Here is a 19,843-nt window from a genome sequence, read left to right as displayed (position 1 = left end):
GCCACTAACGTGGGCGTCGATCCCTACAGTGACGGGGGTCGAGGTCTCCTCGACGGAACTGTTCCCCGACGGAAGGCAGCCTCATGCCCCGTGCAATCCGATCCCTGGCCGCAACCGGGATCGCCGGCGTCCTCCTCGCCGGACCGGCCGTCGCGCCCGCCGCGGCGGCGACTCCGCAACCACCCGCGCACGACCGGACCACCGCCGCCGAGGCACGCCGGGTGGACCGCGTGCCGACGCCGAAGCTCGACTGGTACGCCTGCTACGACTACGCCGAGTGCGCCACGGTCCGGCTCCCGCTGGACTACGACAACCCGAAGGGCGCCACCACCGAGGTCGCACTGCTCCGGGTCAAGGCCCGCGACCAGCAGCGCAAGGTCGGCAGCCTCTTCCTCAACCCGGGTGGCCCGGGTGGCTCCGGCACGAGCATCGCGCTCGCCGCGCCCTACTTCCTCGGCGACGACCTGCTCGACCGCTTCGACATCGTCGGCGTCGACCCGCGTGGCGTCGAGGCCAGCGAGAACATCAAGTGCTTCCGCTCGGTGAAGGACCAGACCCGGGCGTACGCCGGGTTGAACGTCGCGTTCCCGTGGACCAAGGCGGAGGAGAAGGCGTACGTCGCCGCGTCCAAGGCGGTCGGCAAGGCGTGCTCCACCACCGGCAAGCCGCTCACCGGCGCGGCCTCCACCGCCGAGGTGGCCCGCGACATGGACGTGTTGCGCCGGGCCGTCGGCGACAAGTTGCTCAGCTACCTCGGGTTCAGCTACGGCACCGCGCTGGGCCAGTACTACGCGAACATGTTCCCGGACCGCTTCCGCGCGCTCGTCGTTGACGGCGTGCTCGACCCGAACGCCTGGGTCGGCCAGGGCAGCGCCCGCAACCAGCTCCAGGAGACGCGGCTGCGCAGCGCCGACGGCGCGTACCGGGCGCTGCGGGAGATCCTCGTCCGGTGCGGCAAGGCCGGCGCCGAGAAGTGCGAGCTGGCCGCCGCCGGCAACCCGCTGGCCGCGTACGACACGGTGGCGAAGCGACTCCGCAAGAAGCCGGTGGTGATCGAGGACCCGGACTTCGGCTCCTTCACCGTCAGCTACGCCGACTTCGTCGGTGCCACGCTCGGCGCGCTCTACGATCCGTACGGCTGGCAGTCGGTCGTCGACATCACCGTGCAGCTCCTGGCCGCCACCGATCCGGCCGCCGGCAAGGCCGCCACCGCGTCGGCCCGCACGGCGCTCGCCGCCCGCGCCGCGCAGGCACGGCAACAGCGGGGGTACGACTTCCCGTACGACAACGGGCTGGAGACGTTCCTGACCGTCGACTGCACCGACGCGTACCACCCGAAGAGCGCCGACGCCTGGCCGGCGTTGTCGGCGAAGGAGGACAAGCGGGCGCCGTACTTCGGGCGCGCGTGGGCCTGGGGCACCTCGCCCTGTGCCCGCAACACCTGGACGGTGCGGGACGAGGACGCCTGGACCGGGCCGTTCAACCGGGTCACCGCCGCTCCGGTGCTCGTCGTCGGCAACTACTGGGACCCGGCGACCAACTACCAGGGTGCGGTCAGCTCGGCCGAGCTGCTGCCGAACAGCCGCCTGCTGAGCAGCGACAGCTGGGGCCACACCGCGTACGGCACCTCGGCGTGCGTGACCGGCCGGATCGACGCGTACCTGCTCACCGGGAAGCTGCCGGCCAAGGGCACGCTCTGCGTCGGTGACGCGCAGCCGTTCCAGGAGGACGCGGCGGCCGGCCGGGCGGACGCGTCGAAGAGCGAGCTGGCCCGGGCGGGCGAGCCGAGCCGGGGTGAGCCGAAGCGGCTGCCGCCGGTGGCGACGCCGCGTCCGGCGGTCGGCACGCTGACCGTCCGCTGACGGACCCCCGGGGTACGGCGGGTGATCGGGCACCCGCCGTACCCCGGGCCCACCTCGGTCAGTAGGACTTGTCCTGGCCGAGGACGTGCTGGGCGACGAAGTTGAGGATCATCTCCCGGCTGACCGGGGCGATCCGGCCCGCGCGTACCGCGCCGAGCAGCGTCGCCACGCCGTACTCGGTGGTCATGCCGGCCCCGCCGAGCGCCTGGACGGCGGTGTCGACAGCGAGCGCGGCGGCCTCGCCCGCCGCGTACTTGGCCATGTTGCCGGAGATGCCGGCCTCCAGGTCGCGGCCCGCGTCGTAGAGCGTGGCCGCCTTGTGGATCATCAGCCGGGCCAGCTCGACCTGCACTGCGGCGTGCGCCAGCGGGTGCGCCACACCCTGGTGCGAGCCGATCGAACGCCCGCCCCACACCTTGCGGGTGGACGTGTAGTCGCTGGCCTTCTCGATCGCGTACCGGCCGGTGCCGGCGCCCATCGCGGCGACGGTGATGCGCTCCGGGTTGAGCCCGGCGAACAGCGCGGGCAGCCCGGCGTCGAGCGACTCACCGACGAGCGCGTCGGCGGGGAGCCGGACGTCGTCGAGGAAGAGCAGGAACTGGTTCTCCGGCGACAGGATCTCCATGTCCAGCTTGGACTTCTCCAGGCCGGGCGCGTCGGTCGGCACGATGAACAGCGCCGGCTTCAGCTTCCCGGTGGACGCGTCCTCGGTACGTGCCACCACGAGCACGTGGCCGGCCTCGTCCACCCCGGAGATGTAGATCTTCCGGCCGCTGAGCAGCCAGTCGTCGCCGTCGCGCCGGGCCACGGTGGCGAGGCGGTGGAAGTTCGAACCGGCGTCCGGCTCGGTGATCGCGAAGACGATCTTCTGGGAGCCGTCGGCGAGGCCGGGGAGGTGCTTCTTGCGCTGCTCCTCCGTACCGTGCTTGTTGATGATCGTGGCCGCGATGGCGGGGGAGACCACCAGGAGCAGCAGCGGGCAGCCGGTCGCGGCCAGCTCCTCGCACACCAGCGCCAGCTCGGTGATGCCGCCGCCCCCGCCGCCGTACTCGGTGGGGATGTTCACGCCCAGGTAGCCGAGCCGGCCGGCCTCGTGCCACAGCTCGTCGGTGTGCCCGCCGGACTTGGCCTTCTCGACGAAGTAGGAGTGGCCGTACTTGCGGCCCAACGCCCGTACGGCGTCGCGGAGCTGGTCCTGCTCGGGGGTCAGGTCGAAGTTCACTGCGGGTCCTCCTCGGGGTCCACCACGGCAAGTACGGCACCCGTCTCGACCTGGCCGCCGGCCGGCACCGGCAGCTCCGTCACCACGCCGTCGGCGGGGGCGAGCACGGGATGTTCGAGCTTCATCGCTTCCAGCGTCAGCAGCAGGTCACCGGCGGCGACCCGCTGACCGACCTCGACGTGCACCCGGGTCACCGCGCCGGGCAGCGGCGCGAGCAGCGACCCGGCCGCCAGCTCCGCGGTGGGCAGGGGCAGGCGGGGCAGCTCGGTGAGGCTCGCCGCCCCGTCCGGGCCGTCCACGAAGACCGACGACCCCGCCCGGTGTACGCGCAACGCCCGCCGCACCCCGTCCACGTCGAGCACCACCCGGTCCGGGCCGGCGTCGACGACAGTCACGGCCGGGGTGGCGTCGGACGACGACACGGACCATTCGGCGAGCCCGCCGGTGCGGTCGAGCCGGTACCGGACCTCGATCTCCTCGTCGCCGGGGCCGGTGAAGCGGGTGACCTGCGGGAAGGACGGCACGTTGCGCCAGCCCGACGGCAGCCCGGCCAGCACCGGTGCGGCGGCCCGGCGCGCGGCGGCCCCGGCCAGCGCGGCGGCCAGCGCCGCGACCGGAAGCTGCTCGGCAGGCAGCAGCGGCGCGAACACCTCCGGGTGCCGGTCCAGGAAGCCGGTGTCCACGTCCACCGCGGCGAACTCCGGACTGCGCAGCACACGGACCAGCAGGTCCCGGTTGGTGGCCACGCCGTGCAGTTCGGCGCGGGCCAGCGCGCCGGCGAGCGCGCGGGCCGCCTCGGTGCGGGTGGGCGCCCAGGCGATGAGCTTCGCCAGCATCGAGTCGTAGTGCACGCTCACCGTCGAGCCGTCCACCACACCCGAGTCCAGGCGCAGCCCGCGGGCCGGGCCGAACTCGGCGGCGACCCCGGGGATCGCGAACCGGTGCAGCGTGCCGGTGGCCGGACGGAAACCCTGAGCCGGGTCCTCGGCGCACAGCCGTACCTCGATGGCGTGACCGTCGGCCGGCGGCGTGGTGGTGACCGGCAGCGGCTCGCCCTCGGCGACGAGCAGTTGCAGCCGCACCAGGTCCAGCCCGGTGGTCAGCTCGGTGACCGGGTGCTCCACCTGGAGGCGGGTGTTCATCTCCAGGAAGTGCACCTGACCGTCCGGCGCGAGCAGGAACTCCACGGTGCCCGCGCCGACGTAGTCGACTGCGCGCCCGGCCGCCACCGCCGCCTCGTGCAGCGCCGCCCGCACGTCGTCGGGCAGCACACCGGGTGCCTCCTCGACGATCTTCTGGTGGCGGCGCTGGATCGAGCAGTCGCGTACCCCGAGCGCCACCACCGTGCCGTGGGTGTCGCCGAAGATCTGCACCTCGACGTGGCGGCCGCGTTCCACGTACCGCTCGATGAAGACGGTGCCGTCGCCGAACGCCGCAGCCGCCTCGCGGCGCGCGCCCGCGACGGCCTCGGCCAGGCCGGCGGCGTCGCGGACGATCCGCATGCCCCGGCCGCCGCCACCGGCAGCGGCCTTGACCAGCACCGGGAAGGCGGTGACCTCGGCCGGGTCGGTCCAGGTGGGTAGCATCGGCACGCCCGCGTCGGCGAGCAGCGCCTTGGCGGCCATCTTGTCGCCCATCGCCGCGATCGCCTTGGCCGACGGACCGATCCAGGTCAGGCCCGCGTCGGTCACCGCCGCCGCGAACTCGGCGTTCTCGGCCAGGAACCCGTAGCCGGGGTGGACGGCGTCCGCGCCGGAACGCCGGGCCGCGTCCAGGATGGCGTCGATGCGCAGGTACGTCTCGGCCGGCGTGTTGCCCGGCAGCCGGACGGCCTGGTCGGCGTCCGCGACGAACGGCGCGTCGGCGTCCGCGTCGGAGTGCACGGCGACGGTGGCCACGCCGAGGGCGCGGCAGGTGGCGAAGACCCGGCGGGCGATCTCGCCCCGGTTCGCAACCAGAAGCTTCGTGATCATTGGCGCTGAGCCTGCCTTTCGTTCGCGACTGCGGGACTCCGCTTCGCTGCGTTCCTCGCGCTCACAGGTCACATCCGGAAGACGCCGAAACCGTCGGCGCCCTTCACCGGTCCGTTGTGGATCGCCGACAGGCACAGCCCGAGGACGGTACGGGTGTCCCGGGGGTCGATCACCCCGTCGTCGTAGAGCCGCCCGGACAGGAACAGCGCGCCGGACTGCGACTCGATCTGCTGCTCGACCATCATTCGCATGGCGGCGTCGGTGTCCTCGTCGTACTCGCGTCCCCGCGCGGCGGCGGCCTGCCGGGCCACGATGGACAGCACCCCGGCGAGCTGTGCCGGACCCATCACCGCCGACTTCGCGTTCGGCCAGGTGAACAGGAACCGGGGCTCGTACGCCCGGCCGCACATGCCGTAGTTGCCGGCGCCGTAGGAGGCGCCCAGGTTGACGGTCAGATGCGGCACCTTCGAGTTCGACACCGCGTTGATCATGAATGCGCCGTGCTTGATGATGCCGCGCTGCTCGTACTCGGTACCGACCATGTAGCCGGTGGTGTTCTGGAGGAAGACCAGCGGTGTGTCCGCCGCGTTGGCGAGCTGGATGAACTGGGCCGCCTTCTGCGCCTCCTCGCTGAACAGCACGCCCCGGGCGTTCGCCAGCACGCCGACCGGGTAGCCGTGCAGCTCACCCCAGCCGGTCACCAGCGCGGTGCCGTAGCCGGGCTTGAACTCGTCGAACGCGCTGTCGTCGAGCACCCGGGCCAGCACCTCGCGCGGGTCGAACGGCACCTTCAGGTCGGCGCTGGCGATGCCGAGCAGCTCCTCCGGGTCGTACCGGGGTGGCAGCGGGTGGGGGTTGCGCGGCGGCGGGCCGTGCTTGCGCCAGTTGAGCCGGCGGACGCACTGCCGGGCCAGCCGGATGCCGTCGCGCTCGTCCTCGGCGAGGAAGTCGGCCAGGCCGGACGTGGTGGCGTGCATCGCCGCGCCGCCGAGCGACTCGTCGTCGGTGACCTCACCGGTGGCCATCTTCACCAGCGGCGGCCCGGCCAGGTAGACCTGCGACCGGTCCCGGATCATGATGGTGAAGTCCGACATGCCCGGCACGTACGCGCCACCGGCGGTGGCGTTGCCGAAGACCACGCTCACGGTCGGGATCCGCTGCGCGGAAAGCCGGGTCAGGTCGCGGAACACCCGGCCGCCGGGAATGAAGATCTCCGCCTGGGTGGGCAGGTCCGCGCCGGCCGACTCGACCAGGTTCACCATCGGCAGCCGGTTGGCCGCCGCGATCTCACCCGCCCGGCGGGTCTTCGCCAGCGACCACGGGTTGATCGCACCGCCGCGTACGGTCGGGTCGTTCGCCACGATCAGGCACTCGACGCCCTCGACCACGCCGATGCCGGTCACGGTGCTGGCGCCGACCGGAAAGTCGGTGCCGTACGCGGCCACCGACGACAACTCCAGGAACGGGCTGTCCGGGTCGAGAAGCAGCTCGATCCGCTCGCGGGGGAGCAGCTTGCCGCGGTTGTGGTGCCGCGTCACGTACTTCTCGCCGCCACCGCCCCGGGCCTGGTCGAGCGCCGACTCCAGCTCGGCCAGGCGTTCCAGCAGCGCCTCCCGGTTCGCGGTGAAGGCGGGCGCGGACGGGTCGATGGTGCTCTGCAGGACAGTCGTGCTCATAGGCCCATGCCCTTCGCGATGATCTCGTTCATGATCTCGGTGGTGCCGCCGCCGATGCCGAGCAGACGGGCGTCCCGGTAGTGCCGCTCCACCTCGGCGTCGCGCATGTAGCCGAAGCCGCCGTGCAGTTGCAGCGCCGCGTCGACCACCCAGTCGCAGGTGGCCACCGCCACGTTCTTCGCCATCGCCACCTCGGTCACCACCGGTTGCCCGGCGGCCACCCGCTCGGCGACGTCGTGCACGTACGCCCGCGCCGCGTCGGTGCGGCTGTGCATCTCGGCCAGCTTGTGCCGGACGACCTGGCGACCGACGAGCGGCCGGCCGAACGTGGAGCGGTCCCGGCACCACTGCACCGACAGGTCCACGCAGCGCTGCGCGGTCGCGTACGCCTGGGTGGCGAGCGACAGCCGCTCGTTGGCGAACTGCTGCATGATGGCGAGGAATCCGGTGTCCTCCGGGCCGACCCGGTTCGTCACCGGCACCCGCACGTCGACGAAGGACAGCTCGGCGGTGTCGGAGCAGTGCCAGCCCAGCTTCTCCAGCCGCCGGCCCACTGTGAACCCGGGCGTGCCCTTGTCGATGACGAGCAGGCTGACCGAGCCCGAGCCGGGGAAGTCGGTGCAGACCGCAGTGGTGACGAAGTCGGCGCGGACCCCGCTGGTGATGTACGTCTTGGAGCCGTTTACGACGTAGTGGTCGCCGTCGCGTACCGCGCAGGTGCGGATGCCCGCCACGTCCGAGCCGCCGTCCGGCTCGGTGATCGCCAGCGCGCCGATCATCGTCCCGGCCAGCGCCGGCCGGACGTACCTGTCGATCAGCGCCTCGTCCTGGGTCTCGACCATGTGCGGCAGCGCGATCCCGTGCGTGAACAGCGCGGCCACCAGCCCGGACGACCCGCCCGAGCGGATGATCTCCTCGGTCACGACCATCGAGTCGAGCAGGTCACCGCCGCTGCCGCCGACCGACTCCGGGAAGCCGATGCCGAGCAGACCGATCTTGGCGGCGGTCTCGTGCAGCGACCGGGGCACCTCGCCCGCCCGTTCCCAGTCGGACAGGTGCGGCAGCACCTCCCGGGTGACGAACGAGCGGGTCAGCTCGCGCAGTTGCCGGCGTTCCGGCGTGTCCACGATGGTCATGCCGGAACCTCCGTCGGTAGGTCGACCACCCGGGAGCGCAGCAGCTCGCCGAGCGCCTTGGCCTGGGGGTCGAACCGGGTGGACGCGGCCACGCCCTGCCCGAGCAGCCCACGGATCACGAAGTTGACGGCGCGCAGGTTCGGCAGCTCGTACCGCTCGACGGTGAGCGCCGCGGTCTCCGGCAGCAGCTCGGCCAGCCGCTCCACGGTCAGCCAGTCGCGCAGCCAGGGCCAGGTCGCGTCGGTACGGGCCCAGACGCCCAGGTTGGCGTCGCCGCCCTTGTCGCCCGACCGCGCCCCGACCAGCTCACCGAGCGGCCCCCGCCGGGTTGCGGGTAAGGACGGGCCCCCTGTCAACGCCTCGTGTTGTACAGGGGCCCCCTGCAAACCGCCGGTCACCGTCGGCGGCGGGATCGGCACCCGCTCGCCGGACGGGAGCACCGCGACGTGCTCGACCGCGTCCTGCGCGATCGCGTCGGCGGTGAACACCCCGTACGGCGTCGCGTCGCCGGGCAGCGTGGTGAGCGTGCAGCCCGGGTACGAGGCCAGCGCCAGCTCCACCGCCGCCGCCGAGAACGTCCGCCCGGCCCGCGACTTGTCGCCGTCGCGCAGGTGTACGTGCAGCAGCGCGCTGGCCGCCTCGGTGTCGCCGGTGTCCGGGTGGTCGGTACGGGCCAGCGTGAACTCCAGCCCTTCCGTGCCGACCGACTCCTCGATCTGCCCCCGGACCAGCGCCGCCTTGGCCGGGATGTCCAGCCCGCACAGCACGAACGTCATCGAGTTGCGGAAGCCGCCCAGGTTGTTGACGCCCACCTTGAGCGTGTCCGGCGGCGGCGTGCCGCGCACCCCGGAGACGCGTACCCGGTCCGGGCCCTCCTGCTCCAGCCGCACGGTGTCCAGCCGGGTCACCACGTCCGGCCCGAGGTAGTCCGGCCCGCCCACCTCGTACAGCAGCTGGGCGGTGACCGTCTCGACTGTCACCGCGCCGCCGGTGCCGGGGTGCTTGGTGAGCACCGACGAGCCGTCCGCGTGCAGCTCCGCGATCGGGAAGCCGGGCCGGTGCCCGCCGTCCGGCAGCTCGGTGAAGAAGCTGAAGTTGCCGCCGGTGACCTGCGCGCCGCACTCGATCAGGTGCCCGGCCACCGTCGCGCCGGCCAGCGCGTCGAGGTCGTCGCGGGTCCACCCGAAGCGGGCGATCGCCGGTCCGACGGCCAGCGAGGCGTCGGTGACCCGCCCGGTGACCACCACGTCCGCGCCCGCGTCGAGGCAGGCCGCGATCCCGAACGCGCCCAGGTAGGCGTTCGCGGTCAGCGCGTCCGGCCGCTGGATCGCGTCGCCCTCGACGTACCCGACCCGGACCTGAAGGCCGAGCCGGTCGCCGAGCGACCGGATCGCGTCGGCCAGCCCGGCCGGGTTGAGACCGCCGGCGTTGGTGACCAGCGTGACGCCGCGCTCCAGCGCGGTGCCGAGCACGCCCTCCGCCTGACGCAGGAACGTCTTGGCGTAGCCGAGCGACGGGTCGCGCATCCGGTCCCGGCCGAGGATGAGCATGGTCAGCTCGGCCAGGTAGTCACCGGTCAGCACGTCCAGCTCGCCGCCGTCGAGCATCTCCCGCCAGGCGGCGAAACGGTCGCCGTAGAAGCCCGACGCGTTCCCGATCCGCAGCACGCTCATGAGGGGGTTCCGTTCGCCGGTTCCCGCTTGCCGCCGGGCGGGCCGGCGAACGCCTGGGCCACGTCCAGCCACTCGTCGGCCACCGGCCCGGTGGCGGTCAGGGCCAGGTCCGCGCGGTGCCGGCGCTGCGTGACGAGCAGGCAGAAGTCGAGCGCCGGGCCGGTCACCCGGTCGGCCGCGTCGGCCGGTCCGAACTCCCACACCTCGCCGTCCGCGGGTGCGGTCAGCTCGACCCGCACCGGCACCGTGGGCACGTCGCGGCCGTGGGCCGAGAAGCCGTGCCCGAGGGTACGGAAGCCGAGGTGCGCGATGTGCCGCAGGCGCTGCGTCGGGGTACGGCTGACGCCCAGCGCGTCGGCCACGTCCTCGCCGTGCGCCCACGTCTCCATCAGCCGGGCCGTCGCCATCGAGGTGGGCGACATGCTGGTGCCGTACCAGGGGATCTTCTGCCCGGCCGGGACGGCGGCGAGCGCCCCGGCGAGCGCCGACCGGCCGGTACGCCAGCGGGTCAGCAGCGCTGCCGGGGGTGCGAGGAAGGACTCGGCGCCGTCCTCGACCAGGCGCGACGGGTCCGGCGCGGCCATCACCGAGGCGAAGAACGCGGACTCGTCGGTGGCCGCCAGGTAGGCCACGTGGTCGGTCCAGGCCAGGTGCGCGACCTGGTGTGCGACGGTCCAGCCCGGGGCCGGTGTCTGCTGCTCCCATCCGTCCGGCGGCAGATCCGCGACGAGCGCGTCGAGCTGTTCGGACTCGGCGGCCAGATCCGCGAGCAGGGCTGTCAGGTCGACCATTGTGCCTCCGGGCGGGGGTGGGGCGTCAGGGGATCAGTGCCGCTCGCTCTCGGGGGTGAGCAGCGCGGCGAGCTGGCGTTTCCAGGTGTGCAGCAGGGCGGCGCGGCGGGGCGAGTCGTCGCTGAGCAGGTTGGCCACGCCGAGGCCGCGCAGCAGGTCGAGGGTGGCCTGCACCGACTCGCGTACGCCCGGCCTGCGCTCGTCCACACCGAGCAGCTCGACGGTGAGCCGGTGCATCTCGCGGCCGATCCGCGCCTCCAGCGGTACCAGCGCGGCGCGCAGCTCGGCGTCGGTACGCGCGGCCACCCACAGCTCCAGCGCGGCCACGAACAGCGGGCCGGTGAACGAGGCGGCGAGCAGGTCGACCACGCCGTCGAGCCGCTTCGGGCCGACCGGCAGGTGCGCCGCCTCGGCGCGCAGCTCGGCCGCCCGGCGCTCGGTCAGGTGGGTGACGGCGGCGGTCACCAGCGCGGCCTTCGTCGGGTAGTGGTGCAGCTGGGCGCCCCGGGAGACGCCGGCGTGGGCCGCCACCACAGTCGTGGTGGTGCCGGACCAGCCGTGCTCCACCAGGCACTCGACGGTCGCCTCCAGCAGCCGGGCCTGGGTGGCACGGCTGCGCTCCTGCTGCGGAACCCGGCTCGACACGCAGACAGCGTGCCCCGTCCAAAACAAACAGTCAAGCCTGACTTTTTTTAGGAGGGGGCCCTTGTTGACGCCTGCGGTAGAGGAAGGGCCCCCTTTTAACGCCTCAGCGGCCGTCGCGCGGAGCGAAGACCGTGAGCGCGTCGGCGTCGGAGTGACGGGAGCGGACGTACTCGTCGGCCCAGGCCGCCGCATCCGGGAACGTGGACTCGGCGGCGATCCGGGCGCAGGCGGCGTCCACGTCGAAGCGCGTCCGGCGCATCTGCACGCCCGGGCCGAGCAGTGCCCACCAGGCGCCCGCGCCCCCGTACGGCATGCCGACGCTGCCCGGGTTCACCACCAGGCGACTGTCGACCAGCCGGGTGAACGGCATGTGCGTGTGCCCGCAGACCACCGTGCCGACCTCGACCGGCAGGCCGGCGAAGACCTCGGCCCAGCGGTCGAGCCGCGAGTCGACGAGCACGACCTCCTCGTCGTCGCGCGGGGTGGCGTGGCAGAACAGCACGTCGCCCAGACCGGTGACCGGCAGCGTGACGGACGGCGGCAGCGCGGCCAGCCGGGCCACCTGGTCGTCGCGGAGCTGCCCGGCGGCCCAGTTGGAGACGGCGATCGGGGATGACCTGCCGGCCCGCGCCTGCACCAGCTCCCGGTCGGCGTTCCCGCCGACCCAGCAGGCCCGGTCACCGAGCGCGGTCAGCCGGTCCAGCACCTCGACCGGCTGCGGACCGGCCGCCAGGTCACCGGTGAGGACGATCAGGTCGGCGGCGGCCACGTCCGGCTCGGCCAGCACTGCTTCCAGCGCGGGCAGCACACCGTGGATGTCGGAGAGGACGGCGATGCGATCGGGCATCGTCCCAGCCTGGCGGCACCGGCGCGGGAGCACCAAGCGATTCTGCGGCGGGCAGAGCCGGCTTGCTCAGAGGCGGCCGGCCCGGCCTGCGCAGAAGACGGCATCGGCCCGGCTCCGCGCGGTGGCGGGCCGGGCCGGGAAGCCGGTACGGAGGATCAGACCCGCGCGCGGCGGGCCAGGCGCTCCGGGTCGAGGATGATGATGCTCTTGCCGTCCAGCCGCAGCCAGCCACGCGAGGCGAAGTCGGCCAGCGCCTTGTTGACGGTCTCCCGGGAGGCGCCGACGAGCTGGGCGATCTCCTCCTGGGTGAGGTCGTGCGTCACGCGCAGCACGCCGCCGTCACGGGTGCCGAACCGGCCGGCCATCTGGAGCAGGTTCTTGGCGACCCGCCCCGGCACGTCGGTGAAGATCAGGTCGGCGAGCGAGTCGTTGGTCCGCCGCAGCCGGCGGGCCAGTACCCGCAGCAACTGCTCGGCGATCTCGGGCCGGTTGTTCAGCCACGGCCGCAACGCCTGCTTGCGCAGCCGGACCAGGCGGGTGTCGGTGACCGCCGTGGCCGTCGCCGTACGCGGACCGGGGTCGAAGAGCGACAGCTCACCCACCATGTCCGACGGGCCCATCACGGCGATCAGGTTCTGCCGGCCGTCCGCCGCGCGGCGACCCACCTTGATCTTGCCGGACAGGAGGATGTAGAGACTGTCGCCGGGCTCGCCCTCGTTGAACACGATCTCGCCCTTGCGGACCTCGATCGTCTCCATCTCCTTGGCGAGCGCCTCGGCAGCCTCCGGGTCGACACCCTGGAAGATCCCGCTGCGGGCCAGTACCTCGTCCATCGCGCACCTCCGCCTGCGCGTGCCGTCCGTCGGCCGGGTCTGCCGTCCGCTGATCCCTCGCGCGCCGCCAGTCTAGGCGCACATGAGCAGGAATCAGAGGTGCACCCCTGGAATCTTGATCGTTGGGCGTAACCCACCCGACCTGGGGAGCGGCTAAGATCCCGCCTCCGGCCCGGGCCGGCGCCACCCGTTCCCACCTGTGATCGTAGGGTGACCGGCGTGCTGTGTGAGCCGTTCCTGACCAGCCGGTCCGAATCCGGCTGGGACATCCCGCTGCTGGCCTGGCGGGCCGAGTCGCCGCTGCTGGCGGTCGGCTCCGCGCCGCTGGGCGGGGGGATCGGCGTCCGCCGGTGGGTGCTGAACGCGACGGTCCCCATGTCGTACGACCGGGACGACCCCGCCGCGCACCTGGCCGAGCTGGCGCACGGCCTCGACCTGGACGGGCCCGGGGTCGGGCTGCTGACCGGCGTGGACGTGAGCGAGGTGGTCCGCCGCACCGACGGCGGCGTCCGGGTCTGGGCGACTGTCGGCCTCGGCACGCCGGTCTGGGCCGCCGCCCCCGGGCCGGCGCCGTCGGCCGCGAGCGAGCCGGCCCGGCCCGCGCAGCACGTAGGCACCGTCAACATCGTCGTGTACGTCCCGGTGCGGCTCGGCGACGCCGCCCTGGTCAACGCCGTGGCCACCGCCACCGAGGCGAAGGCCCAGGCGATCTGGGAACTCGGCCTGCCCGCCACCGGCACGCCCACCGACGCGGTGACGGTGCTCTGCCCGGCCGACGGCGATCCGGCCCCGTACGGCGGTCCCCGGTCGGCCTGGGGTGCGCCGCTGGCCCGGGCCGTGCACGCCGCCGTGCGCTCGGGCGGCGCCGGGACCGTGGTGCCCTGGTCCGACCGGCGGGCGGGCTGACGTGGGCCCGGCACACGCGACACGCCGGGTTTTCCGACCGATCGGCCCTCGTCGCGGCGTTCCGGGGACGGTAGCGTCGCCGACGATGTACGCTTCCGCCCGCTCTGTGCCCCGTACCCTCCGCGCCGCCGTCGCCGGACCGCCCGCCGCCGTGCCCGGCCCGCGTCGCGCGGTGCTCGGCCGGCGCCTGGCCGTGTTCGCCGCGCTCGTCGCCGTCCTGTTCGTCGCCGGCTGCGGCGGCGACGCCGGCGGGTCCGGCGGCGACCCCCGGTGGCAGGCGGGACAGGGCGGCGGGTCGACCGGCTCGGCCGGGCCCGAGACGGGTGACCAGCCGGCCGCGCCGGGCGCGTCGAAGGAGCCGTCGATCTCGCTCACCGCGACCGGTGACGTGATCATGGGCAACGCGCCGGACCGGCTGCCGCCCAACGGCGGCAAGGGCTTCTTCGACGACGTGAAGTCGGCGCTCAAGGGCGACCTGGTGATGGGCAACCTGGAGGAGCCGCTCACCGACGACACCGGCGCCGGCAAGTGCGGCCCGGAGCCGAAGAACTGCTACCAGTTCCGCGCGCCGCCCGGCTACGCCGCGCACCTGCGCTCGGCCGGGTTCCAGCTGCTCAACCAGGCAAACAACCACGGCTACGACTACGGCCGGCAGGGCTACGAGAACACCCAGTCGGCGCTGGAGGCGCACGGGCTCAAGCACACCGGCGCGCCGGGCGAGATCACCGTGGTGGACGTCAAGGGCATCAAGGTCGCCGTGGTGGGCTTCTCGTCGTACCCCTGGTCCAACAGCCTGGTCGACCTGAACGCCGCCAAGCAGGTGGTCGAGATGGCCAAGGAGCAGGCCCAGCTCGTGGTGGTGCAGGTGCACATGGGCGCCGAGGGGGCGGACAAGACCCGGGTCAAGCCGGGCACGGAGATGTTCTTCGGCGAGAACCGCGGCGACCCGATCCGCTTCTCCCGCACCGTCATCGACGCCGGCGCCGACCTGGTCATCGGGCACGGCCCGCACGTGCTGCGCGGGATGGAGTTCTACAAGGGGCGGCTGATCGCATACAGCCTGGGCAACTTCGCCGGCGGCGGGAAGTCGCTGAACAGCTCGGGCCGGCTCGGCTGGGGCGGCGTGCTCAAGGTGTCGCTCACCGCCGAGGGGACGTTCGTCGGCGGCACGTTCACCTCCACCGTGATGAACGGCGTGGGCCGTCCGTCGGTGGACCGGCAGGACCGCGGCCTCGGACTGGTCCGTGACCTGAACCGGTCCGACTTCCCGGACACCGGCGCGAAGCTCGACGGGACCGGCAAGATCACCGCACCGGCGGGTGGCTGAGCGCACCCCGGCCGCGCCGAGCCGCCGGAGCGTCGGCCCCGCGACGTAGGCTGGCCGACGTGACCACGCGTTCCCCCGAGACCGACCTCGGCCGTACGCGCCGCGCCCGGCGCATCGGCCGTGTGCTGACCGAGACGCACCCCGACGCGCACTGTGAGCTCGACCACGGCAACGCGCTGGAGCTCGCGGTGGCGACGATCCTGTCCGCCCAGTGCACCGACAAGAAGGTCAACGAGGTCACGCCGAAGCTGTTCGCCCGCTACCGCACCGCGGCCGACTACGCCGCGGCGGACCGCGCCGAGCTGGAGGAGCTGATCCGGCCCACCGGGTTCTACCGCAACAAGACCAGCTCCCTGATCAACCTGGGGCGGGCGCTCTGCGAGCGGTACGACGGCGAGGTGCCGGGGCGGCTCGACGACCTGGTGACCCTGCCGGGGATCGGCCGCAAGACCGCGAACGTCATCCTCGGCAACGCCTTCGGCGTCCCCGGCATCACCGTCGACACCCACTTCCAGCGGCTGGTGCAGCGGTGGCAGCTCACCACCGAGACCGACCCGGTGAAGATCGAGCACGCGATCGGCGCGCTCTACCCGAAGCGCGACTGGACGATGCTGTCGCACCGGGTGATCTTCCACGGCCGCCGGGTCTGCCACGCCCGCAAGCCCGCCTGCGGCGCGTGCACGCTGGCGAAGCTGTGTCACGCGTACGGCACCGGGCCGACCGAGCCGGCCGCCGCGGCCAAGCTGCTGAAGGGCCCCCGGGCCCGTGACCTGGCGGTCGCAGTCGGCCTCGATCCCGACCTGGTGCCGCAGCAGGCGGCAGCGGCGGACGTGCCGTGATGCGCCGGTTCGCGTACGTGCTCGTCCCGCTGCTGCTGGCGGCAGCGGGCTGCACCGCCACGACCGAGGCGCCGGAACGTCCGGCGCCGGCGACCCGGGCCGAGCGCCCCTCGCCGTTCGCCGACTGCGCCCCGCTGACCGTCGCGCCCGCCGCCGCGTCCCCGACTCCCGCCGGGAAGGCCGGGGACCAACTCCCCGACCTGACGCTGAACTGCTTCACCGGCGGCGCGCCGGTGAACCTGCGCGACGTCAAGGGCCCGGCGGTGATCAACGTGTGGGCGTCCTGGTGCCCGCCGTGCCGCAAGGAGCTGCCCGCGTTCCAGCGGCTCAGCGAGCGGGCCGACGGCCGGTTCCAGGTGATCGGCGTGAACAGCCGGGACAGCCGCGGCGGCGCGCAGTCCATCGGCGAGGACTACGGCGTCGACTTCCCGATGCTGCTCGACCAGGGCGACGCGTTCCAGCGCGCGCTGGAACGCAACGCGTTCCCGCTCACAGTGCTCGTCGACGCCGACGGCCGGATCCGGCACACCGACGCGACCGGCGCGCTCGACGACGCCCGCCTCGCCGCGCTGCTCGAACGTCACCTCGGGGTGCGGGTATGACCCGACGGCCGCCGGGGTGGTTCGATCCGCTGCTGGGCCGGCTCGGCACCGCGCGGGCGGAGGACTTCACCCGCATCGTCACGCCGGAAAGCGGCGGCCGGGAGAGCGCCGTGCTGGTGCTGCTCGGCGAGGAGCCCGGTGCCGGGCCGGACGTGCTCGTCCTCCAGCGCGCCGCGACGCTGCGCAACCACGCCGGGCAGCCGGCCTTCCCGGGCGGGGCGGCCGACCCGGAGGACGCGGACGCCCGCGCCACCGCGCTGCGCGAGGCGAACGAGGAGGTCGGCCTCGACCCCGGCAGCGTCACAGTGCTGGCCGAGCTGCCCCGGCTGTGGATCCCGGTCAGCGACTTCGTCGTCACCCCGGTGCTCGCCTGGTGGCACGACCCGCACCCGGTGCACCCGCGCGAGCCGGCCGAGGTCGCCCACGTGGCCCGGCTGCCGGTCACCGAGCTGGTCGACCCGGACAACCGCATGCGGGTACGCCACCCGAGCGGCTGGATCGGTCCCGCCTTCTCCGCACGCGGCATGCTCGTCTGGGGCTTCACCGCGGGCGTGATCGACCGGCTGCTGGAGATGGGCGGCTGGTCCCGGCCCTGGCCGCACTCGCGGGTGGTGGACCTGCCGCCTGTCGACGCCACGCCCGCTCCGTCGGCGGGCACCGAGGCGGCCGACGAGAGCCCGGTGCGGTGATCACCCGTACGCATCCCCGGGTCACGTTCCGCGAGCGCTGAGCCGAGCACGGGCCTCGTGCCCGTACCCTTGGGGCGTGTCCGCCGTGGATCTCGTCCTTCTCCTGCTCATGCTCGTGTTCGCGATCAGCGGATACCGCCAGGGTTTCGTCATCGGGGCCCTGTCGTTCTCCGGCTTCTTCCTCGGAGCGCTGCTCGGCCTCCAGGTCGGGCCGCTGATCGCACAGCAGTTCGCGGCGAGCGGCACACGCGTGCTGATCTCCCTGGTGGCGATCTTCGGGCTCGCGGTCCTGGGGCAGGCGCTGGCCGGCTGGCTCGGCTCCAACCTGCGGGCAGCCATCACCGGCCCGGCCGGCCGGAAGATCGACGACGTCGGCGGCGCGTTCATCTCGGTCATCGCGGTCATGCTCGTGGCGTGGCTGGTCGCCGTGCCGCTCGGCTCCTCCTCGGTGCCGTGGCTGGCCTCCTCGGTCCGCAACAGCGCGCTGCTCACCGTCGTCGACCAGGTGCTGCCGGACAAGGCGCAGGACCTGTCCACCGCGCTGCGCGACACGGTCGACACCAACGGCTTCCCGGACGTGTTCGGCGACCTCGCGCCGACCCGGGCCCGGCAGGTCGCACCGCCCGACCCGGCCCTGGCCAACTCCCAGGTGGTGCAGAACAGCAGGCGGTCGGTGGTGAAGGTGCTCGGCTCCGCGCCGAGCTGCTCACGCCGCATCGAGGGCTCCGGTTTCGTGTACGCCGACGACCGGGTGATGACGAACGCGCACGTGGTGGCCGGCACCCGCTCGGTGGCGGTGGAGTTGCGCGGCGAGCGGTACGACGGCGAGGTCGTCGTCTACGACCCGGACCGGGACCTGGCGGTGCTCTACGTACCGGGGCTGCCCGGGCCGTCGCTGCGCTTCGCCGCCGGACCGGCCGCCACCGGCGCCGACGCGATCGTGCTCGGCTTCCCGCTCGACGGCCCGTACGACGCCCGCCCGGCCCGGATCCGCGACGTCGACCGGATCACCGGCCCGGACATCTACTCGGCCGGTGACGTCAACCGGGAGATCTACACGATCCGGGCGCTGGTACGCAGCGGCAACTCCGGCGGCCCGCTGGTCTCCTCGAACGGTCTGGTGCTCGGCGTGATCTTCGCGGCGGCGGCGGACGACCCCAACACCGGCTTCGCGGTGACCGCGGCCGAGGCGCGACCGGTGGCGCTGGCGGGCGCGGAGCGTACCCGGGGAGTGGAGACCGGCGACTGCACCTGAGCCGGCCGGCGGCGCTCAGCCGCCCGCGGACGCTCCCGCCGGTGTCGCCTCGTCACCGGAGCGGGACAGCGGCAGATGGGCGCGGCCCCAGGTGAGCGTGCGGTCGAGGACCGCCCGGGCCATGATCGCCACGCAGACGCCGCCGTTGAGGAACGAGGCGACCACGTCGCTGGGGTGGTGCATGCCCCGATACATCCGGGTGAGGGCCACGCCGATCGGCACCAGCACCAGCAGCGTCCACCAGCCGATCTTGGCCGGGGTGCTGCGCGCCCGCAGCGCCAGCAGCACCGCGAGGCCGACGTAGAGCGCCGTGGCCGCCGAGGTGTGCCCGGACGGGAAGCTGGACGTGGGCGGCGAGGCGTCCATGTGCGCAACGGCCGGGCGGTTCCGGTCGATGACCATCGTGGTGAACAGGAAGATCAGCGCCTGCGCGGTCACCGCCGCGCACAGGAAAAGCGGCTCCCGCCAGCGGTGCAGCACCAGCCGCAACACCAGCGCCGCCAGCACGGTGACCACGACGATCATCTGGGTGCTGGCGAGCGTGCTGAACACCAGCGAGACGTCGTTCCACCCCGGCGTCCGGTCGCCGGCCAGCTCCCGGTTCACCGTGTCCTCCACGGTGAACGGCCAGGTGTGCGCCAGTACCCGGGTCACCAGCAGGCCCAGGCCCACCATCAGCGCGAAGAGCAGGGCCAGCGGCAGCAGGACGCGCCGGGTGACTCGGATCACGACATCGGACATGGGCTCGCCTGTACCCCGATGCGGGCCCGGCTACGCCCGGCCGCACTCCGGCCGCTGGTCGGCCAGCTCCGGCTCGACCCCCTCGCGCAGCGGACGCGCGGACGGCCGTCCGGACCCGCTGCGCCAGGTGGCGAACGCCGCCGCTGTCGCGGCCACCACGGCGGTCCCGAGCACCCAGCCGCCCACCACGTCGCTGGTCCAGTGCACGCCGAGCGCGATCCGGCTGATCCCGGTCACCACCGTCACCAGCAGGGCGGCGGTCCACAGCGCGATCCGGCCCGGGCGGCTGTCCCGCACGAACGGCAGGAACACCAGCAGCAGCACACCCGCGGCGAGCGTGGCGTTGAGCGCATGGCCGGACGGGAAGGAGTAGCCGGCGGCCCGGGCCACCGGGTCGAGCAGATCCGGCCGGTCCCGGCCGACGAGCAGCTTGAGCAGCGCGCCGAGCAGGCCGCCGGCGACCACGGTGACCACCACCCAGACCGCGAGCCGGGGCGCGCCGCGCCGGACCAGCCAGACCACCACCACTACCGCTGCCACCCGCAGCGGGCCGGGCCCGAACACGTGCGTCCAGACCGTCATCACCGCCACCCAGGCGGGATGGTCCTGCGCGTACCCGTGGAACGCGTCGGTGATCGAGGCGTCCAGCCGCAGCAGGGGCGGCCAGGCGCCGAGCACCAGCAGCGCGATCAGCGCGAACGGCACCAGCACCAGGAACGCCGCCACCACTGTCAGGGTGAGCCGCAGCCCCAGCGAGTGATCGCGGTCGAGGCGGCGGTGCCGCCACGACCGGTGCGTGATCGTCGCCTCGGTGGTGTCCATGGGG

At 73.5% G+C, this 19,843-nt stretch carries 18 protein-coding genes; 7 read left to right on the top strand and 11 right to left on the bottom strand.

What is annotated here, in order from left to right; all coding sequences use genetic code 11:
* Positions 1-83 precede the first annotated feature (83 nt).
* Entirely contained in the window at positions 84-1,862 is a 1,779-nt protein-coding gene (locus O7546_RS27365) for an alpha/beta hydrolase (RefSeq protein ID WP_281600199.1), read from the top strand.
* 58 nt (positions 1,863-1,920) lie between these two features.
* Here the strand turns inward: O7546_RS27365 and O7546_RS27360 are convergent, their stop codons facing one another.
* The 9 genes from O7546_RS27360 to O7546_RS27320 all read right to left on the bottom strand — a co-directional run bounded on the left by O7546_RS27360 (position 1,921) and on the right by O7546_RS27320 (position 12,658).
* A complete protein-coding gene (locus O7546_RS27360) occupies positions 1,921-3,084 on the bottom strand; it encodes an acyl-CoA dehydrogenase (RefSeq protein ID WP_262013423.1) in 1,164 nt (387 codons plus the stop codon).
* A complete protein-coding gene (locus tag O7546_RS27355; protein WP_281600198.1) occupies positions 3,081-5,057 on the bottom strand; it encodes a biotin carboxylase N-terminal domain-containing protein in 1,977 nt (658 codons plus the stop codon). The genes O7546_RS27360 and O7546_RS27355 overlap by 4 nt, the downstream gene beginning before the upstream one ends.
* Positions 5,058-5,125: 68 nt before the next feature.
* The gene (locus tag O7546_RS27350) at positions 5,126-6,733 is read right to left on the bottom strand and encodes a carboxyl transferase domain-containing protein (protein ID WP_194801978.1); all 1,608 of its coding nucleotides are present in this window, start codon (positions 6,731-6,733) and stop codon (positions 5,126-5,128) included.
* On the bottom strand, positions 6,730-7,869 hold the full coding sequence (locus tag O7546_RS27345; RefSeq protein WP_194801977.1) for an acyl-CoA dehydrogenase family protein: 1,140 nt from the start codon (positions 7,867-7,869) through the stop codon (positions 6,730-6,732). Before O7546_RS27345 ends, O7546_RS27350 begins: the two co-directional genes overlap by 4 nt.
* On the bottom strand, positions 7,866-9,542 hold the full coding sequence (locus O7546_RS27340) for an acyclic terpene utilization AtuA family protein (RefSeq protein WP_281600197.1): 1,677 nt from the start codon (positions 9,540-9,542) through the stop codon (positions 7,866-7,868). The genes O7546_RS27345 and O7546_RS27340 overlap by 4 nt, the downstream gene beginning before the upstream one ends.
* The gene (locus tag O7546_RS27335; RefSeq protein WP_194801975.1) at positions 9,539-10,333 is read right to left on the bottom strand and encodes a TIGR03084 family metal-binding protein; all 795 of its coding nucleotides are present in this window, start codon (positions 10,331-10,333) and stop codon (positions 9,539-9,541) included. The genes O7546_RS27340 and O7546_RS27335 overlap by 4 nt, the downstream gene beginning before the upstream one ends.
* Before the next feature lie 33 nt (positions 10,334-10,366).
* Complete coding sequence (locus tag O7546_RS27330; RefSeq protein WP_194801974.1) at positions 10,367-10,978, bottom strand: TetR/AcrR family transcriptional regulator; 612 nt, start codon at positions 10,976-10,978, stop codon at positions 10,367-10,369.
* Positions 10,979-11,081: 103 nt separating this feature from the next.
* Positions 11,082-11,825 (bottom strand): metallophosphoesterase family protein, encoded by a 744-nt coding sequence (locus O7546_RS27325; protein ID WP_194801973.1) that lies wholly within the window; start codon positions 11,823-11,825, stop codon positions 11,082-11,084.
* A gap of 155 nt (positions 11,826-11,980) precedes the next feature.
* The gene (locus tag O7546_RS27320; protein WP_007466162.1) at positions 11,981-12,658 is read right to left on the bottom strand and encodes a Crp/Fnr family transcriptional regulator; all 678 of its coding nucleotides are present in this window, start codon (positions 12,656-12,658) and stop codon (positions 11,981-11,983) included.
* Between the two features lie 219 nt (positions 12,659-12,877).
* Here O7546_RS27320 and O7546_RS27315 point away from each other — a divergent pair, with 219 nt between their 5' ends.
* From O7546_RS27315 to O7546_RS27290, 6 genes are all read left to right on the top strand, one after another.
* Positions 12,878-13,564 (top strand): adenosylcobinamide amidohydrolase, encoded by a 687-nt coding sequence (locus tag O7546_RS27315; protein WP_194801972.1) that lies wholly within the window; start codon positions 12,878-12,880, stop codon positions 13,562-13,564.
* Positions 13,565-13,757: 193 nt separating this feature from the next.
* Complete coding sequence (locus O7546_RS27310) at positions 13,758-14,891, top strand: CapA family protein (RefSeq protein WP_269698172.1); 1,134 nt, start codon at positions 13,758-13,760, stop codon at positions 14,889-14,891.
* Between the two features lie 59 nt (positions 14,892-14,950).
* The gene (gene nth, locus O7546_RS27305) at positions 14,951-15,730 is read left to right on the top strand and encodes an endonuclease III (RefSeq protein ID WP_281600196.1); all 780 of its coding nucleotides are present in this window, start codon (positions 14,951-14,953) and stop codon (positions 15,728-15,730) included.
* Positions 15,730-16,332: a TlpA disulfide reductase family protein gene (locus tag O7546_RS27300; protein WP_194801970.1), complete on the top strand. Its 603-nt coding sequence runs from the start codon at positions 15,730-15,732 to the stop codon at positions 16,330-16,332. The genes nth and O7546_RS27300 overlap by 1 nt, the downstream gene beginning before the upstream one ends.
* Positions 16,329-17,021: a CoA pyrophosphatase gene (locus O7546_RS27295; RefSeq protein WP_194801969.1), complete on the top strand. Its 693-nt coding sequence runs from the start codon at positions 16,329-16,331 to the stop codon at positions 17,019-17,021. The genes O7546_RS27300 and O7546_RS27295 overlap by 4 nt, the downstream gene beginning before the upstream one ends.
* A gap of 76 nt (positions 17,022-17,097) precedes the next feature.
* Positions 17,098-18,276 carry a MarP family serine protease gene (locus tag O7546_RS27290; protein ID WP_194801968.1) on the top strand — a complete coding sequence of 393 codons (1,179 nt, stop codon included), beginning with the start codon at positions 17,098-17,100 and terminating at the stop codon, positions 18,274-18,276.
* Between the two features lie 15 nt (positions 18,277-18,291).
* Here O7546_RS27290 and O7546_RS27285 read toward each other — a convergent pair whose 3' ends face one another.
* On the bottom strand, positions 18,292-19,017 hold the full coding sequence (locus O7546_RS27285) for a phosphatase PAP2 family protein (RefSeq protein WP_194801967.1): 726 nt from the start codon (positions 19,015-19,017) through the stop codon (positions 18,292-18,294).
* Positions 19,018-19,047: 30 nt separating this feature from the next.
* Positions 19,048-19,839 carry a phosphatase PAP2 family protein gene (locus O7546_RS27280; RefSeq protein ID WP_194801966.1) on the bottom strand — a complete coding sequence of 264 codons (792 nt, stop codon included), beginning with the start codon at positions 19,837-19,839 and terminating at the stop codon, positions 19,048-19,050.
* Positions 19,840-19,843 lie beyond the last annotated feature (4 nt).

The organism is Micromonospora sp. WMMA1976, assembly GCF_027497335.1.
GTDB classification, from domain to species: domain Bacteria; phylum Actinomycetota; class Actinomycetes; order Mycobacteriales; family Micromonosporaceae; genus Micromonospora; species Micromonospora aurantiaca.
The sequence above is the reverse complement of the archived record's forward strand: the minus strand, read 5'-3'. Positions and strand labels throughout refer to the sequence as shown.

Coding starts and splice junctions, on each gene's coding strand:
- O7546_RS27325 (WP_194801973.1), bottom strand. CDS start 11,825: ATGCCCGATCGCATCGCCGTCCTCTCCGACATCCACGGTGTGCTGCCC.
- O7546_RS27295 (WP_194801969.1), top strand. CDS start 16,329: ATGACCCGACGGCCGCCGGGGTGGTTCGATCCGCTGCTGGGCCGGCTC.
- O7546_RS27355 (WP_281600198.1), bottom strand. CDS start 5,057: ATGATCACGAAGCTTCTGGTTGCGAACCGGGGCGAGATCGCCCGCCGG.
- O7546_RS27300 (WP_194801970.1), top strand. CDS start 15,730: ATGCGCCGGTTCGCGTACGTGCTCGTCCCGCTGCTGCTGGCGGCAGCG.
- O7546_RS27335 (WP_194801975.1), bottom strand. CDS start 10,333: ATGGTCGACCTGACAGCCCTGCTCGCGGATCTGGCCGCCGAGTCCGAA.
- O7546_RS27320 (WP_007466162.1), bottom strand. CDS start 12,658: ATGGACGAGGTACTGGCCCGCAGCGGGATCTTCCAGGGTGTCGACCCG.
- O7546_RS27345 (WP_194801977.1), bottom strand. CDS start 7,869: ATGACCATCGTGGACACGCCGGAACGCCGGCAACTGCGCGAGCTGACC.
- O7546_RS27285 (WP_194801967.1), bottom strand. CDS start 19,017: ATGTCCGATGTCGTGATCCGAGTCACCCGGCGCGTCCTGCTGCCGCTG.
- O7546_RS27280 (WP_194801966.1), bottom strand. CDS start 19,839: ATGGACACCACCGAGGCGACGATCACGCACCGGTCGTGGCGGCACCGC.
- O7546_RS27350 (WP_194801978.1), bottom strand. CDS start 6,733: ATGAGCACGACTGTCCTGCAGAGCACCATCGACCCGTCCGCGCCCGCC.
- O7546_RS27365 (WP_281600199.1), top strand. CDS start 84: ATGCCCCGTGCAATCCGATCCCTGGCCGCAACCGGGATCGCCGGCGTC.
- O7546_RS27340 (WP_281600197.1), bottom strand. CDS start 9,542: ATGAGCGTGCTGCGGATCGGGAACGCGTCGGGCTTCTACGGCGACCGT.